General features: G+C 72.1%; 10 protein-coding genes and 1 tRNA gene. 9 read left to right on the top strand and 2 right to left on the bottom strand.

Annotated elements, in window-relative coordinates; translation table 11 throughout:
* Nucleotides 1–152 precede the first annotated feature (152 nt).
* Nucleotides 153–225 (top strand) — tRNA-Ala (locus F9278_RS14015).
* A gap of 122 nt (nucleotides 226–347) precedes the next feature.
* Here F9278_RS14015 and F9278_RS14010 read toward each other — a convergent pair.
* Both F9278_RS14010 and F9278_RS14005 read right to left on the bottom strand, forming a co-directional pair.
* Complete coding sequence (locus tag F9278_RS14010) at nucleotides 348–1,961, bottom strand: NADH-quinone oxidoreductase subunit NuoF family protein (RefSeq protein ID WP_152168630.1); 1,614 nt, start codon at nucleotides 1,959–1,961, stop codon at nucleotides 348–350.
* Nucleotides 1,958–3,400 (bottom strand): ferric reductase-like transmembrane domain-containing protein, encoded by a 1,443-nt coding sequence (locus F9278_RS14005; RefSeq protein WP_193241475.1) that lies wholly within the window; start codon nucleotides 3,398–3,400, stop codon nucleotides 1,958–1,960. The genes F9278_RS14010 and F9278_RS14005 overlap by 4 nt, the downstream gene beginning before the upstream one ends.
* Nucleotides 3,401–3,813: 413 nt before the next feature.
* Between F9278_RS14005 and leuS the strand changes: the two genes are divergently transcribed.
* The 8 genes from leuS (at nucleotide 3,814) to holA (ending at nucleotide 14,906) form a co-directional block, all read left to right on the top strand.
* On the top strand, nucleotides 3,814–6,693 hold the full coding sequence (leuS, locus tag F9278_RS13995; protein ID WP_152168628.1) for a leucine--tRNA ligase: 2,880 nt from the start codon (nucleotides 3,814–3,816) through the stop codon (nucleotides 6,691–6,693).
* Between the two features lie 217 nt (nucleotides 6,694–6,910).
* Nucleotides 6,911–7,735: a hypothetical protein gene (locus F9278_RS13990; RefSeq protein ID WP_152168627.1), complete on the top strand. Its 825-nt coding sequence runs from the start codon at nucleotides 6,911–6,913 to the stop codon at nucleotides 7,733–7,735.
* 99 nt (nucleotides 7,736–7,834) lie between these two features.
* On the top strand, nucleotides 7,835–8,680 hold the full coding sequence (locus tag F9278_RS13985; RefSeq protein ID WP_152168626.1) for a DegV family protein: 846 nt from the start codon (nucleotides 7,835–7,837) through the stop codon (nucleotides 8,678–8,680).
* Nucleotides 8,681–8,842: 162 nt separating this feature from the next.
* Entirely contained in the window at nucleotides 8,843–9,949 is a 1,107-nt protein-coding gene (locus tag F9278_RS13980; RefSeq protein WP_152168625.1) for a ComEA family DNA-binding protein, read from the top strand.
* 95 nt (nucleotides 9,950–10,044) lie between these two features.
* On the top strand, nucleotides 10,045–12,525 hold the full coding sequence (locus F9278_RS13975; RefSeq protein ID WP_152173853.1) for a ComEC/Rec2 family competence protein: 2,481 nt from the start codon (nucleotides 10,045–10,047) through the stop codon (nucleotides 12,523–12,525).
* Nucleotides 12,526–12,529: 4 nt separating this feature from the next.
* Nucleotides 12,530–13,348 carry an arylamine N-acetyltransferase family protein gene (locus tag F9278_RS13970; RefSeq protein WP_152168624.1) on the top strand — a complete coding sequence of 273 codons (819 nt, stop codon included), beginning with the start codon at nucleotides 12,530–12,532 and terminating at the stop codon, nucleotides 13,346–13,348.
* A 155-nt stretch (nucleotides 13,349–13,503) separates the two neighbouring features.
* Complete coding sequence (locus tag F9278_RS13965; protein ID WP_152173854.1) at nucleotides 13,504–13,749, top strand: hypothetical protein; 246 nt, start codon at nucleotides 13,504–13,506, stop codon at nucleotides 13,747–13,749.
* A 170-nt stretch (nucleotides 13,750–13,919) separates the two neighbouring features.
* Nucleotides 13,920–14,906 carry a DNA polymerase III subunit delta gene (gene holA / locus F9278_RS13960; protein ID WP_193241474.1) on the top strand — a complete coding sequence of 329 codons (987 nt, stop codon included), beginning with the start codon at nucleotides 13,920–13,922 and terminating at the stop codon, nucleotides 14,904–14,906.
* Nucleotides 14,907–15,107 lie beyond the last annotated feature (201 nt).

The raw sequence follows: 15,107 nt of genomic DNA, 5'->3' as shown, positions 1-15,107 counted from the left end.
GAACGGCGGGCGCGAGGCCGGGGGGCCGATATCCCGCAAAGGCCGCCAAATCCACCCGCAATTCGCACCCGCCGGAATCGATTTGGTGGTGCGCGCGGGGGACCGGTAATGTTGGCGTCGTCGCCAGGGAGACCGGGCGGACAGCGAGGCAAGGGGCTATAGCTCAGTTGGTAGAGCGCCTGCATGGCATGCAGGAGGTCAGGAGTTCAATTCTCCTTAGCTCCACAGAAAAGACCCCGTCCAAGTGGACGGGGTCTTCGCGTTGTTGGGGGACGGCACACACCGCGGAGGGCGACCGCACGACGTGTGGGCCACCCCGCCCGGGGTGGCCCACACGACGACGGGGTTCAGCGACCGCTGCCCAGGGCCCGGCGGCCACGGCCCTGGGAGAGGACCGGGAGGTTCCGGGACGGGGCGGCGGGACGGTTGTCCTCCTCGATGCGCAGGGCGAGCGCGGGGCAGCGACGCACCGCGCGCAGGGCCTTGGCCTCGGCGTACTGGGGGACCTTCGCCTGGGCGACGGTGGGGAAGCCGTCGGCGCCGAGCTGGAAGACCTCCGGGAGGATGTCGGCGCACAGGCCGTGGCCCCGGCAGAGCGTCCAGTCGACGAAGATCTTCTGGCGGCTGCCGCTCTCCTCCTCGGGCGCGCCGCCCGGGATGCCCGTCGGCATCCTGCCGCCCTCGAAGAGCGGGAGCACACCCTCGACGGGACGGCCGCAGCCGTTGCCGAGGACATGGGCGGCGAGGTCGTCCGTGAACGCCTTGACGGTCGACTCAAGGAACATCGCGGAGCCGTCCGGGTGCGAGCACGCGCCGCGCCGCTTGACGTTCTTCGCGACCTGCTTGAGGGCCTCCAGGGCGGCCGGACCGCCGCCGTTGAGGATGTCCTCCATACCGCGCGCGGCGGCCGGCAGACCGAGGTAGCAGGGACCGCACTGTCCCGCGCTCTCCTCGGCGAGCCACTTGGCGACCTGCAGCGACTCACCGAGCGGGCAGGTGTCCTGGCTGATCGGCAGGATCGCGCCCGCGCCGAGCGCACCGCCCACCGCGTCCAGCGAATTGCGGGAGACCACCGCCTCGTTGACCGTCGCCGCGTCGATCCACTTGCCGTGGTAGCCGCCGGTCAGCACGCCCTGAGGGACCGGCGGGGCGCCGGCCAGCTGCAGGATGTAGCGCAGCGGCACACCGGTGGGCGCCTCGATCACCATGGGGCGGGCGACCGCGCCGGACACGGTCAGCATCACGGTGCCCGGCTCGTCGTACAGGCCCGTGTTGCCGTACCGCTCGGCGCCGATACGGGCGCCGATGGCGAGCTGGGCGAAGGTCTCGGCGTTGGAGAGCAGGGTCGGCGCGCCACCGACACCGCTCTTGGACGCGCTGGTCTTGCGGCCGGGCGGGATCGGCGGACCGCCGTCGATGGAACGGATCAGCGAACCGGCCGCGCCGGTGACCATCCGGACCGGGTTGCGCTGCACGCTCGCGCGGATCGCGGCGCCACGCCGGTTGCTCAGTCCGCGCTCGGCGAGGGCCGCCTCCATCGAGCGCTCGGTGGATTCACGTGTCACCCCGATGACCAGCTGCCGGGCGCCCAGGGCCTCGGCGACCAGCAGGGCGCCGTCCAGGATGAGATGCGGGGCACGGTTGATGAGCACCGTGTCCTTGCGGCAGGCGGGTTCGTCCTCACTGCCGTTGACGACCACGACGGGCCGGATGCCGCGCTTGATCGCCGACTCGGCGACCGACCGCAGTTTCTTGTGGAACGGGAAGCCCGCGCCACCCCTGCCCTTCAGGTTGATCCGTTCGGACAGTTGGGCGAGTTGCTCGCCGCCCATCGGTTCGAGCGGACCGTGCACCTTCAGGTGCATGGGGAGGTCGAGTCTCTCGACGAGGTCGAAGCCCGACGTGAGTTGGGGGAGCCCCACCACACGGACCTCGGGGACGTCGGGAAGGGCCTCGTTCACTTAAATCCTCCGGAAGGCGCGTTCCAGGGTTCGCCTGATCCCGGCTGGTTGTAATCGTCGTAGCCGGACAGCGCATCAGTGGCGGGACCGCTGTTGTACGTGTCGTTCGGGTTGTACGTGCCGTAGGGGGCGTTCGTCTCAGCCGTTCCGTAGGAAGTTTCGGAGACCACCGGGTTCGCCCCCGTGTTGTACGTCTCCCCCTGGTAGGCCTGGCCCGGGTACGCCTGTCCCTGGAACGACTGGCCGCCCAGCGGCTGTCCGGCGAAGGTGTCCTGCATCGGGTCGTACGACGACGGGGGCGCCTCGCCGACCGGCGGCGGGGACGGGGCCGGCCAGCGGGTGCTGCCGGTGGTCGAGCCGTCGTCCATACGGGGCATGGCCTGCGTGGGCTGCATGTCCAACGGCGGCTGCTGCTGGGTCAGATAGGGCGCGGTCGGCTCCGCGGCGCGCGGGGTCATCGACACCGCGCGGTAGGCCGCGGCGAAACCGGGGCCGCTGTCGGCGGCTGCGGCTCCCGCGCGCTGCGGGGGCACCAGGGGGTCGCCGAGCGGGGGGTTGCCCTGTCCGCCGCCGAAGCCGGGCAGCGGGAACTGGCCGGTGTCGCGCATCTGGTCGCGCTGTCCGCCTTCGCGCTGTCCCCCTTCGCGCTGTCCCCCTTCGCGTCGGCCGCCCTCACGGCGTCCGCCGGGCTCGTCCACGCTCTGGAGGGCGGAACGGGACTGCATGAGTCCGTCGACCTCGGGGGGACGCTGGCCGCCGGTGCCCAGGATGCCGGTGATCTGTTCGATCACCTGGTTCTTGACCGAGCGGGGCGCGGCACGCAGCAGCAGCGCCGCGGCGACGGCGACCAGTCCGATGGAGTACAGGGTGACGAAGATCGGCTTGGCTTCGCGACCCGCGTAGAGTCCGTGCACCAGGGCGAAGCACCAGGCCGGGTAGGCCATCATGTGCATCGCGCGCCAGCGTGCCGCGACCGGCGCGGGGGAGGCGAAGTTGCTGCGCAGCGCGCCGGTGATGGCGACGAAGATCATCATGGCGCCGGCGGTCGCGCCGAAACCGATGAGCGCTCCCGTGCCCGTCACGCCGAGGGCGAAGGGGAACAGGGCGATCGCGGACACGTGGTTCAGCGCCAGCTTCACCGAGACGTGCAGTACGAGGAACGCGACCGAGGCGATGGCGGTCGTCCGGTGGACGGCCTGGCCGATGATCCGCTGGCGCACGGTGAGCAGGGTGCGGTCCTGGGCGACGAGCCCCCAGAGCACCGAGAGGGTCAGTGAGACGAGCGAGAGAACGCCCGCTCCGAAGTCGAGGAACTCCCGGTACGCGTCACCTCCGACCACAACGCTTACGGGTATCAGCAGCAGAGCGGCAGCCGTGGCTATCCCATAGGCCGAGCGGCCTGGCTGGGGCAGCGAGCTGTTACTGCGACGAGGGTTCATGGGGGCAACTCCGAACAGTTCGGGAAAGCGGTCCCGTCGTCGAACTGTAAGTGGTGCCAAACCGAGCGGTACGAGGTTTCAGTTATTGCGCTGTTATCAAGGGCCAATCTCACATCTGTGTTGCCCCTTAGAGGTTGTTACGCGAAGTAAGTTTTGAATAATGTTCAACTTTTTTGGCCGGATCGCGTGGCTGACACGCCGCTGGTCGATGCCCACCGGGGCTGCGGTACCCTGGCCTCATGCGTGCCGTACGCCTTCTGCTTAGCGAGCCGCGCTGATCAGTCCCGACCGTCGATGAACGGCGTGGTCGGCATCAGCGCGGCGTCCCCTCCTGTGCGAGGGGATTTTTCGTTTCCGGGACGAAACCGGACGAACACCCGCCGGCAGAGACGATCGATGGAGCCTTGAGGATCATGAGCGAGACGAACCCCGCTGTCACAGGTGCGGCGGTGGATGCCGCGCCACACCGCTACACGGCCGCCGTCGCGGCCGAGATCGAGGCACGCTGGCAGGACTTCTGGGACGTCGAGGGCACCTACGCCGCGCCGAACCCGAGCGGCGACCTGGCGGGCGACCCCGAGCTGGCCGCCAGGCCCAAGAAGTTCATCATGGACATGTTCCCGTACCCCTCCGGTGCGGGCCTGCACGTCGGCCACCCCCTGGGCTACATCGCCACCGATGTCTTCGCCCGCTTCCAGCGGATGACCGGCCACAACGTCCTGCACACCCTGGGCTTCGACGCCTTCGGCCTGCCCGCCGAACAGCACGCCGTGGCCACCGGTGAACACCCCCGGATCACCACCGAGGCCGCCATCAACAACATGAAGTCCCAGCTGCGCAGGCTGGGTCTGGGCCACGACAAGCGCCGCTCGTTCGCCACGATCGACCCGGACTACTACAAGTGGACCCAGTGGATCTTCCTGCAGATCTTCAACTCCTGGTACGACGACGAGGCGAACCGGGCCCGCCCGATCGCCGAACTGGTCGCCCAGTTCGAGTCCGGTGAGCGCGCGCTGCCCGACGGCGGCTCCTGGAGCGCGCTGAGCGCCGCCGAACGCGCCGAGGTCCTGGGCGAGTACCGCCTGGCGTACGCCTCCGACGCGCCGGTCAACTGGTGTCCCGGTCTGGGCACCGTGCTGGCCAACGAGGAGGTCACCGCGGACGGCCGCTCCGAGCGCGGCAACTTCCCCGTCTTCAAGGCCAAGCTGCGCCAGTGGAACATGCGCATCACCGCCTACGCCGACCGGCTGCTGGACGACCTGAACGAGCTGGACTGGCCCGAGGCCATCAAGCTGCAGCAGCGCAACTGGATCGGCCGCTCCGAGGGCGCCCGCGTCGACTTCCCCATCGACGGCGAGAACATCACCGTCTTCACCACCCGCCCCGACACCCTGTTCGGCGCGAGCTACATGGTGCTGGCCCCCGAGCACCCGCTGGTCGAGAAGTTCACGCCCCAGGAGTGGCCCGAGGGCACCCGCGACGTGTGGACCGGCGGTCACGCGACCCCGGCCGAGGCCGTCGCCGCGTACCGCGCGCAGGCCGCCTCCAAGTCCGACGTGGAACGACAGGCCGAGGCCAAGGACAAGACCGGCGTCTTCATCGGCTCGTACGCCACCAACCCGGTCAACGGCGACCGGATCCCCGTCTTCGTCGCCGACTACGTCCTGATGGGCTACGGCACCGGCGCGATCATGGCCGTACCGTGCGGAGACCAGCGCGACTTCGAGTTCGCGCGCGCCTTCGAGCTGCCGATCCGCGCCATCGTCGAGCCCACCGACGGCCGCGGCACCGACACCTCCACCTGGGAGGGCGCCTTCGGGTCGTACGACGCGAAGATCATCAACTCCTCCGGTGACGGTGTCTCCCTGGACGGCCTGGGCGTCGTCGAGGCCAAGGCGCGCATCACCGAGTGGCTGGAGCGGTCCGGTGTCGGCCGGGGCACCGTCAACTTCCGGCTGCGCGACTGGCTGTTCAGCCGTCAGCGCTACTGGGGCGAGCCCTTCCCGATCGTCTACGACGAGGACGGCGTCGCCCACTCGCTGCCCGAGTCGATGCTGCCGCTGGAGCTGCCCGAGGTCGAGGACTACTCGCCGCGCACCTTCGACCCGGACGACGCCGACACCCGGCCCGAGACGCCGCTGTCGCGCAACGAGGACTGGGTCAACGTCACCCTGGACCTGGGCGACGGCCGTGGCCCGCGCGCGTACCGGCGCGAGACCAACACCATGCCCAACTGGGCCGGTTCCTGCTGGTACGAGCTGCGCTATCTGGACCCCCACAACTCCGAGAAGCTGGTCGACCCGGAGATCGAGCGCTACTGGATGGGCCCGAGCGAGGGCCGGCCGCACGGCGGTGTCGACCTGTACGTCGGCGGCGCCGAACACGCCGTGCTGCACCTGCTGTACGCGCGCTTCTGGTCCAAGGTCCTGTTCGACCTGGGGCATGTCTCCTCGGCCGAGCCGTTCCACAAGCTGTTCAACCAGGGCATGATCCAGGCCTTCGTCTACCGCGACAGCCGCGGCTTCCCGGTGACCGCCGTCGAGGTGGAGGAGCGCGACGGCGCCTACTACCACCAGGGCGAGAAGGTCAGCCGCCTGCTGGGCAAGATGGGCAAGTCCCTGAAGAACTCGGTCACTCCGGAGTCCATCTGCGCGGAGTACGGCGCCGACACGCTGCGCCTGTACGAGATGGCGATGGGCCCGCTGGACGTCTCCCGGCCGTGGGACACGCGCGCGGTGGTGGGCCAGTTCCGGCTGCTGCAGCGGCTGTGGCGCAATGTCGTCGACGAGGCCACCGGTGAGGTGACGGTCGTCGACACCGAGCCCGGCGAGGACACCCTGCGGGCCCTGCACAAGGCCATCGACGGCGTCCGCCAGGACCTGGAGGGCATGCGCTTCAACACGGCGATCGCCAAGGTGACCGAGCTGAACAACCACCTGACCAAGGTGGGCGGCCCGGTGTCCCGGTCCGTCGCCGAGGCCCTGGTCCTGCTGGTCGCGCCGCTGGCCCCGCACGTCGCCGAGGAACTGTGGCGCAAGCTGGGGCACACGGACTCCGTCGTGCACCGGGACTTCCCCGTCGCCGACCCCGCGTACGTCGTCGACGAGGCCGTCACCTGCGTCGTCCAGATCAAGGGCAAGGTCAAGGCCCGTCTGGAGGTGTCGCCGGCCATCTCCGACGAGGAGCTGGAGAAGGTGGCCCTGGGCGACGAGAAGGTGGTCGCGGCGCTGGCCGGGGCGCCGATCCGCAAGGTGATCGTGCGGGCGCCGAAGCTGGTGAACATCGTCACCTGAGCATCGGCACGCAGAGCGTTACGCGAGATCGCCACGCGAGATCGTCACGTGAGATCGCCACGTGGGATCCTCACGTGAGGGTGGCCGCCGGTGACTTCCGGTAGCCGTTCGGCTGTCGAGGGGCGCGGTTCGGGGGCTTCCCCTACGGGCAGGTTCCGGGTTCGGATGGAACTCGGGACCTGCCTGTTGCGTTTACCGTTGAAGAGCGCCGCAGCACATGCCGTGCCGGTCGGAGAAGGAGCGCGTCGTGGAAGCCGTCATCGCAGTCGTCGCCCTGTTCTTCGTGCTGTTCGTGGGCGTGTACGCCACGGTGAAGGCGGTCGGCGCGGCCAAGCGCGGCGTGGACCGCACGATCACCCAGGCCAAGCGGACCGTCGAGGACACCACCCTGCGCGCCAGAAGCCTGGCCCAGCCGGGCCCGGTGGGACAACTGGCCGATCTGCGGCTGAAGTTGCGCACCTCGATGCGGTCCACCCAGGAGGCGTTGCAGGCGGGTGTGGGCGAGGACGAGTCCCTGAAGGAGTCCCTGGCCCTCTTCGAGCAGCTCAGCAAGCACGGCCGGGAGCTGGACGACGAGCTGCGGCGCCTGGAGCCCGAGCCGGACCGGGGCAAGCTGGCCCAGCGGCTGCCCGCGCTGCGCGAGCGCACGGAGCGGATCGTCAAGTCCGCCGACTCACTGCGCTGGGCCGCGCACGACCGGGCCCGCAAGTTCGCCGAGGACGACCTGGACACGCTCAGCGCTCAGATCGACGTCGAGGCGGGCGCGCTGCGGCACTGGACGACGGAACCCGCCTCGGTGTGGCCCGAGGCGCCGAAGCCCGAGGCCACGGCCTCCACGGGGCAGACCTGGCAGGAGACCTCAGGGGCGCGCGGCGGTGACTCCGGCGGCGGTGTCGGTGGTGACGGCAAGGGCGTGGGCGGTGGTGTCGGCGGCGCCGGGGCCCGTGGCGCCCAGGAGCCGCCCAGGCCCGCGATCACGCCGCCGAGCGCGCGGCCGACGTACCCGTGGCAGAAGAAGCCCCGTCCGGAAAGCACGACTTGAGCCGGCCGGCGCGGCCGTCCCGGTCGGTTCGCTCCGCCCGGTCGCAGGTGAGAGGGGGCGGGCTGCCGTCCCCGGGGCTCGACGGGTAACCTCCAGCTCATGTCCCGCCATGTCGCGATCGTCACCGATTCAACGGCCTACCTGCCGCCGCCGGCGATGGAGCGTCACGGCATCACCGCGGTACCCCTGACCGTGGTCCTCGGCGGCGAGGCGCTCGACGAGGGCACCGAGATCTCGGCGCGCTCCCTGGCCCAGGCACTGCAGAAACGACGGTCCGTCACCACCTCCCGCCCCAGCCCCGAACTGTTCGCGGAGACCTACCGCAGGGTCGCCGAGTCGGGCGCCACGGGCATCGTCTCCCTCCATCTCTCCGCCGAGTTCTCGGGCACCTACGACGCCGCCGTGCTCGCGGCGCGCGAGGCGCCCGTGCCGGTGCGCGTCGTGGACACCGGGATGGTCGCGATGGCCCTCGGATTCTGCGCCCTGGCCGCCGCCGAGTCCGCGGAGGCGGGCGGCACGGTGGACGACGCCGTCACGGCCGCCGAGAAGCGGGCCGCGGGTACGTCCGCGTTCTTCTACGTCGACACCCTGGACTATCTCCGCCGGGGCGGACGCATCGGTGCGGCACAGGCGCTGTTCGGGTCCGCGCTGGCGGTCAAGCCGCTGCTGCAGCTGGACGGCGGCCGTATCGAGATGCTGGAGAAGGTCCGTACGGCGTCCAGGGCCATCGCCCGCCTGGAGGAGATCGTCGCCGAGCGGGCGGGCGGCGCGCCGGTCGACATCGCCGTCCATCACCTCGCCGCGCCCGAGCGGGCCTCGGCGCTGGCGGAGCGGCTGCGGGACCGGGTGCCCGGCTTGGCCGACCTCTATGTGAGCGAGGTCGGGGCGGTGATCGGGGCGCATACGGGGCCCGGGTTGCTGGGGGCGGTTGTGTCGCCTCGGTGAGGTGCGTCTTGCTTCGGTGAGGCGATCGATGGGGGTGCGGGGTGCGGGCTGTCCGTTGGTCGATCACTCGTGTGAGTGACGGAGTTGTCCACAACTGGGTAGTAGTCCACGGGAATTGAGCAAGATCATCGCGAGTGGGCGAAGTTGCCCGATCCTCGTCGCATGGCACTTCGATCACGTTCGCGTTCACGTTCACAGTCATGTTCACGTACGGCGGCGGTCACCAGCGGTCCGGGCCGGGGGCCGTCCTCCGACGGGCGCGCACGGCACCGCTCCTCCCGACAGCCGCGCGGCAGGGTCGGCCGGCGGCAGGCGTCGGCGGAGACGCTCCGTCTGCGGGCGGAGGCGCTCTTCCCCGAAAGGGACGGGGAGCCAAGGGAATTGGGGCACGATCCGCCGGGGGAGCGTGGGGCCCTTGGGGCGCGTACGGCGAGCACGGCTGGTGAGGTCGGCGACAGCGCTGCGGGTCGTGAGGAGCGGGGCGCGTGGCGGGAGCGGGTGGGGCCGGCCGTGCGGGAGCGGCTGCCGTTGTGGTTGCAGGTGCGGTGCGGCATCGAGCGCAAGAGCGTGGTCGCGCTGAGCGTGGTGCTCGTCGTCGCGGCGGTGTTCGCGGCACAGCACTTCTGGGCGGGCCGGACCCAGCCGGTGAGCGCGCCCGAGGTGGTGCGGGTGGGTGTACCGGGGGCCTCGGGGGCCTCGGGGGATTCGGAGGACTCCGGGGGACCGGCGGCCTCGTTCGGGGCGCCCGGGGACGGACGGGCGGCGGGAGCGGGTGCCTCCCTCGGGGCGGGCGCTTCCACGGCCGGGCCCGCGATCGTGGTGGACGTCGGCGGGAAGGTGCGCCGACCGGGGATCCAGCGGTTGCCCGCCGGTTCCCGGGTGGCCGACGCCCTGCGCGCGGCGGGCGGGGTCCGGCCGGGCGCGAACACCGACGGGCTCAACCGCGCCCGGCTCCTCGTGGACGGCGAACAGGTCCTGGTCGGCAGCCCGGCACCGGTGCCCGGCCCGGGTGCGGTGCCCGGAGCGGGGGCGGGAGCGAGCGGTGGTGGTGTGGTCGGGAGCGGGGCGGCTCCGGCGGCTCCCGTTTTCCTCAATACGGCCACCGCCGACCAGTTGGACACCCTGCCCGGCGTCGGCCCCGTCCTCGCCCAGCACATCATCGACTACCGCGCCCAGCACGGCGGCTTCCGCTCGGTCGACGAACTGCGCGAGGTGAACGGCATCGGCGACCGCCGCTTCGCCGACCTGCGGAATCTCGTACGGCCATGAGGCCGAGCGAGGGCGAGGTGCCCACGGCCGCGGCCGGGGTGCGGGGCGCTCCACGGCAGGGCGTTCCACGGCAGGGGGTTCCCTCTCGACCCGCCGTGCACGCGGCCTCCGGCAGCCGGCTCGGTGACGCGCATCCCCGGCAGGAGGGGCCGACGGATCTGCGTCTCGTGCCTCCGGCGCTGGCCGCGTGGGGTACGGCGGCGCTGATGGTGCACGCCTCGCCCGGCTGGGTCACGGGAGTGGTCGTGGTCTGCCTGGTCGTGGGCTCGGCGCTGCTCGTTCCCCGACTAGGGCGAGGGCGAGGGCGAGGGCGAGGACGGAGGTGGGCTGGGGGCTGGACGCGGGTGTCCGTCGCGGCCGTGCTGCTGTGTGCCGGTGCGGCTGCCGCATCCGCCGGGCTGCACGGGGCGGATCTGCGGCGGGGGCCGGTGCCCGCCCTGGCCGAGCGGTACGCCCCGGTGACCGCGGAGGTCGCGCTGACGTCCGACCCACGGCTCACCCGCCCCCGGATCAAGGGCAATCACGCGGCCCCGACCGCCGTGCTCCTCCAGGCCGAGGTACGCCGGGTGCGGGGCCCGGACGGGGCGGTCGTGGACACACGGACACCGGTGCTGGTCATCGTCGATGCGGAGGGAGGGTCCGCTCGGGCGGCCTGGCTCTCGCTGCTGCCGTCCACCCGGGTGCGGGTGAACGCGCGGGCCGTGCCTGCCATGGTCGGGGGCGACCGGGTGGCGGCCGTGCTGCGGGTACGGGGCGGTGGGGTGCCGGTGGTGGTGGAGGAGCCGAGCGCGGCGCAGCGGGTCGCGGGGCGGCTGCGCGCGGGGCTGCGGGAGGCGACCGACGGGCTGGACGCGGACGCGCGGGCACTGCTGCCGGGGTTCGTCGTCGGGGACACCTCGCGGGTGCCGACCGAGTTGGACGAGGCGTTCAAGGCGACCGACCTCACGCATCTGCTCGCTGTGAGCGGGGCGAATTTCACGATCCTGCTGGCCCTGTTCATCGGGCCGCCGGGGCTGGCGCAGCGGGCCGAGCGACGGGGGCTCGCGCCCCGGCTCGGGATTCCGCTGCGGGCGACCGCGCTGGCCGGCGGTGCGCTGACGCTCGGGTTCGTGATCGTGTGCCGACCGGAACCGAGTGTGGTGCGGGCCGCGGCCTGCGGTTCGATCGCGCTGCTGGCCATCGCGACGGGGCGCCGCAGGTCCCTCGTCCCCGCGCTGGCGACGGCGGTGCTGCTGCTGGTGCTCTACGACCCGTGGCTGGCCCGTAGTTACGGCTTCCTGCTGTCCGTGCTCGCGACCGGGGCCCTGCTCACCCTCGCCCCGCGCTGGAGTGCGGCGCTCCAGCGGCGCCGGGTGCCACCGCGTCCGGCCGAGGCGCTGGCGGCGGCGGGAGCCGCGCAGGCGGTGTGCGCGCCGGTCGTCGCCGTGCTGTCGGCCAAGGTGAGCCTGGTGGCGGTGCCGTGCAATCTGCTGGCGGAGTTCGCGGTGGCCCCGGCCACGGTGCTGGGATTCGCCACGCTGGCGGCGGCCCCGGTGGCGATGCCCGTGGCCGAGTGCCTCGCCTGGTGTGCGGGCTGGCCCGCCGGCTGGATCGCGGACATCGCCCGCACCGGGGCCTCGCTTCCCGGCGCGGGGGTGGACTGGCCGGGCGGCTGGACCGGCGCGCTGCTGCTCGTCCTGGTCACCGTGGTTCTCGTCCTCGTCGGGCGGCGGCTCCTGAGCCACCCGTGGCTGGTGGGGGCCTGCATGGTGGCGTTCCTGCTGGTCGTGGTGCAGCCGCCGCCGCTGACCAGGGTGATCACGGGGTGGCCGCCGCCGGGCTGGCGCTTCGTGATGTGCGATGTGGGACAAGGGGACGCGACCGTCCTCGCGGCGGGCGACGGCGCCGGGGTGGTCGTGGACGCGGGTCCCGATCCGGTGCTGGTCGACCGCTGTCTGACATCGCTCGGCATCACCAGGATCCCGCTGGTGGTCCTCACACACTTCCACGCCGACCATGTGGTGGGGCTGCCGGGAGTGCTGCGAGGGCGTTCGGTGGGCGCGATCGCGGCGACGGGCTTCGAGGAACCCGCGGACCAGGCCGCGTTCGTGCGCGCGGAGGCGGCGGCCCGGCGGATCCCGCTGACCCGGGCCGTGGCCGGGGAGGAGCGGCGCACGGGAGGCCTCACCTGGCGGGTGCTGTGGCCGCCGGGCGACGCCGCCGCACCGGACGGGCCGAACGACGCCAGCGTGACCATGCTGGTCCGCTCGGCCGGGCTGACCCTGCTGCTCCTCGGCGACCTGGAACCACCCGGCCAGCGGGAACTGGCGAGATCCCCGGAGGCCGCCGCCCTGGGTGCCGTGGACGTCGTGAAGGTCGCCCACCACGGTTCGGCCTACCAGGACCCGGGACTGATACGGGCGATGGCACCACGGCTGGCCCTCATTTCGGTGGGCGCGGACAACCCGTACGGTCACCCGGCCCCCAGCACGGTCGCGGCGCTGCGGGCCGGGGGTGCCACGGTGCTGCGTACGGACGAGGACGGCGCGATCGCCGTCGCGGGTACGTCGAAGGAGCTGCTCGTGGCGAGAGACTGAGGGCATGGAAACCGCAGAGATTGACGCCTACCTCCGCCGCCTCGGGGCCGAGCAGCCGGCCTGGCCCACTGTCGACGTACTGCGTGAACTGCACCTGCGCCATCTGCGGGCGGTGCCGTTCGAGAACCTGTCGATCCACCTCGGGGAGGAGATCGTCCTGGAGGAGAAGCGCCTGCTGGACAAGGTGGTCGGGGAGCGCAGGGGCGGCTTCTGCTTCGAACTGAACGGGTTGTTCGGGGCGTTGCTGGCGGCGCTCGGGTTCGATGTGACGCTGCTGGCGGCGCGGGTGTACGACGAGGAGGGGCGGCTGGGTGTCCCGTACGACCATCTCGCGCTGCGGGTACGGACGGTGGACGGTGGCGACTGGCTGGCGGATGTCGGGTTCGGGACGAACAGCCACCGTCCGTTGGAGTTCGGGGACCGGGGGGAGCAGGCGGATCCGGGTGGGGCGTTCCGGGTGGCGGAGGCCGACCGGGAGAGCGGGGGGCGGGAGTTCGGGGACCTGGACGTGTTCCGGGACGGCAAGCCCCGGTACCGGCTGGAGGTGCGGCCGAGGGTGCTCGGGGACTTCGTGGTCGGGGCCTGGTGGCACAGCACCTCACCGGCCTCCCACTTCACCCGGTCCCTCGTCTGCTCCCGGGTCGCCGAGGACGGCGGTCGCATCACCCTCAGCGGGCGCACGCTGACCCTCACCTCGGCGGAGGGCGACCGGGAGGTGACCGAACTCCCGACGGACGCGGAGGTACTGGCGGCATACCGGGAGCGGTTCGGAATGGAACTGAGCCGGGTGCCGGAGGTGGGCGCGGGGCGCGGGGGGCGTTGAGGGGGAGGGGCGGAGGGACGGAGGGGGCGTTGAGGGGGAGGGGCGGAGGGACGGAGGGGGCGTTGAGGGGGAGGGGCGGAGGGGGCGGGACGGGGAGGGGAGGGGAGGGGAGGGGGAGGGCCCCGGTGGGGTGTGCGTCGCGGAAGAATGGGGGCGTGAGTGATGTGAGGCATGTGCTGGTGTTGCCCGATCGGGAGGCGGCCGAGGAGGTCGTGGAGGTGCTCGGGGAGCGGTTCGGGCTGGATGAGGAGCCGCAGGTGGTGCGGGACGCGCTGGCCGGGGAGGACGACGCCGAGGACGCGCAGTGGCTGGTGGTGCTGCGGGACGAGCGGGGGCGGCTCGATCCGGTGGCGTTGGACGAGTTCGCGGGGGAGTGGGAGGGGTGGCGCGAGGAGCCGTGACGCCTCCGCTGGGGGCCGGTTTCCTGGTCGGTCGTTCGTCGGGTGCGGCTTCGTGGGGGTTGCTCGCGCAGTTCCCCGCGCAGTTCCCCGCGCCCCTTGAGGGCCTACGGCCCTTACGGGGCGCGGTTGTCGCGAGTGGACTGTCAGTGGGGCGTGGGATGCTGTCCCGGATGGCCAAGAAGAGTGTGAATGACGACCCTCTCGCCCCCGTGACGCTCGCCGTGGGCCAGGAGGATCTGCTGCTGGACCGGGCCGTGCAGGTGGTGGTGGCCGCGGCGAAGGCATCCGACGCCGACACGGATGTGCGGGATCTGTCCTCGGAGCAGTTGCAGCCCGGCACGCTCGCGGAGCTGACGAGTCCGTCGCTCTTCGCGGAGCGCAAGGTCGTGGTCGTACGCAACGCGCAGGATCTGTCGGCCGACACCGTCAAGGACGTGAAGGCGTATCTGGGGGCTCCCGCCGAGGAGATCACCCTGGTGCTGCTGCACGCGGGCGGGGCCAAGGGGAAGGCGCTGCTGGACGCGGCGCGCAAGGTGGGGGCGCGGGAGGTGGCGTGCCCCAAGATGACGAAGCCGGCGGATCGGCTGGCGTTCGTGCGGGGGGAGTTCCGGACGCTGGGGCGGGCCGCCACGCCCGAGGCGTGCCAGGCGCTCTGCGACGCGATCGGGAGTGATCTGCGGGAGTTGGCGTCCGCGGCGGCGCAGTTGGTCGCGGATGTCGAGGGGACGATCGACGAGGCGGTGGTCGGGCGGTACTACACCGGGCGGGCCGAGGCGTCGAGCTTCGAGGTGGCCGATCGGGCCGTCGAGGGGCGGGCGGCGGAGGCGTTGGAGGCGCTGCGGTGGTCGCTTTCGACCGGGGTGGCACCGGTGTTGATCACCAGTGCGCTGGCGCAGGCGGTGCGGGCGATCGGGAAGCTGTCGTCGGCGCGGGGTGGGCGGCCGGGGGATCTCGCGCGGGAGTTGGGGATGCCGCCGTGGAAGATCGATCGGGTGCGGCAGCAGATGCGGGGGTGGACGCCGGATGGGGTGGCCGTTGCCCTGCGGGCGGTGGCCGCGGCGGATGCGGGGGTGAAGGGTGGGGGGGATGATCCCGAGTACGCGTTGGAGAAGGCGGTTGTGACGATCGCGCGGGCGGCGCGGTCTCGTCGGGGGTGAGTTTTCGCCCCCGCCGCCCCTACCCGTTCCGTCGTCCAGGGGCGCTGCCTCTTCGCCCCCGGAGAGATGGGGGAGGGGAGCGGCTGTGGGTGGGTACGTGCGGGAGCGTCGTGGCTTGTCGCGCAGTTCCCCGCGCCCCTGACGCGCACCGGGGTGAGCCATATGCCAAAGGCCCCGCATCCGTCTCTGGGGAAGGGACGG

This window comes from Streptomyces phaeolivaceus, assembly GCF_009184865.1.
Classification (GTDB): domain Bacteria; phylum Actinomycetota; class Actinomycetes; order Streptomycetales; family Streptomycetaceae; genus Streptomyces; species Streptomyces phaeolivaceus.
Note: the sequence above shows the minus strand (reverse complement) of the source record. Positions and strands in the feature narration are given on the sequence as shown.

Excerpts from the sequence above, each read along its gene's own strand:
- F9278_RS13985 (WP_152168626.1), top strand. The coding sequence starts at position 7,835 with ATGTCCCGCCATGTCGCGATCGTCACCGATTCAACGGCCTACCTGCCG.
- F9278_RS13980 (WP_152168625.1), top strand. The coding sequence starts at position 8,843 with ATGGCACTTCGATCACGTTCGCGTTCACGTTCACAGTCATGTTCACGT.
- holA (WP_193241474.1), top strand. The coding sequence starts at position 13,920 with ATGGCCAAGAAGAGTGTGAATGACGACCCTCTCGCCCCCGTGACGCTC.
- leuS (WP_152168628.1), top strand. The coding sequence starts at position 3,814 with ATGAGCGAGACGAACCCCGCTGTCACAGGTGCGGCGGTGGATGCCGCG.
- F9278_RS13990 (WP_152168627.1), top strand. The coding sequence starts at position 6,911 with ATGCCGTGCCGGTCGGAGAAGGAGCGCGTCGTGGAAGCCGTCATCGCA.
- F9278_RS14005 (WP_193241475.1), bottom strand. The coding sequence starts at position 3,400 with ATGAACCCTCGTCGCAGTAACAGCTCGCTGCCCCAGCCAGGCCGCTCG.
- F9278_RS13970 (WP_152168624.1), top strand. The coding sequence starts at position 12,530 with ATGGAAACCGCAGAGATTGACGCCTACCTCCGCCGCCTCGGGGCCGAG.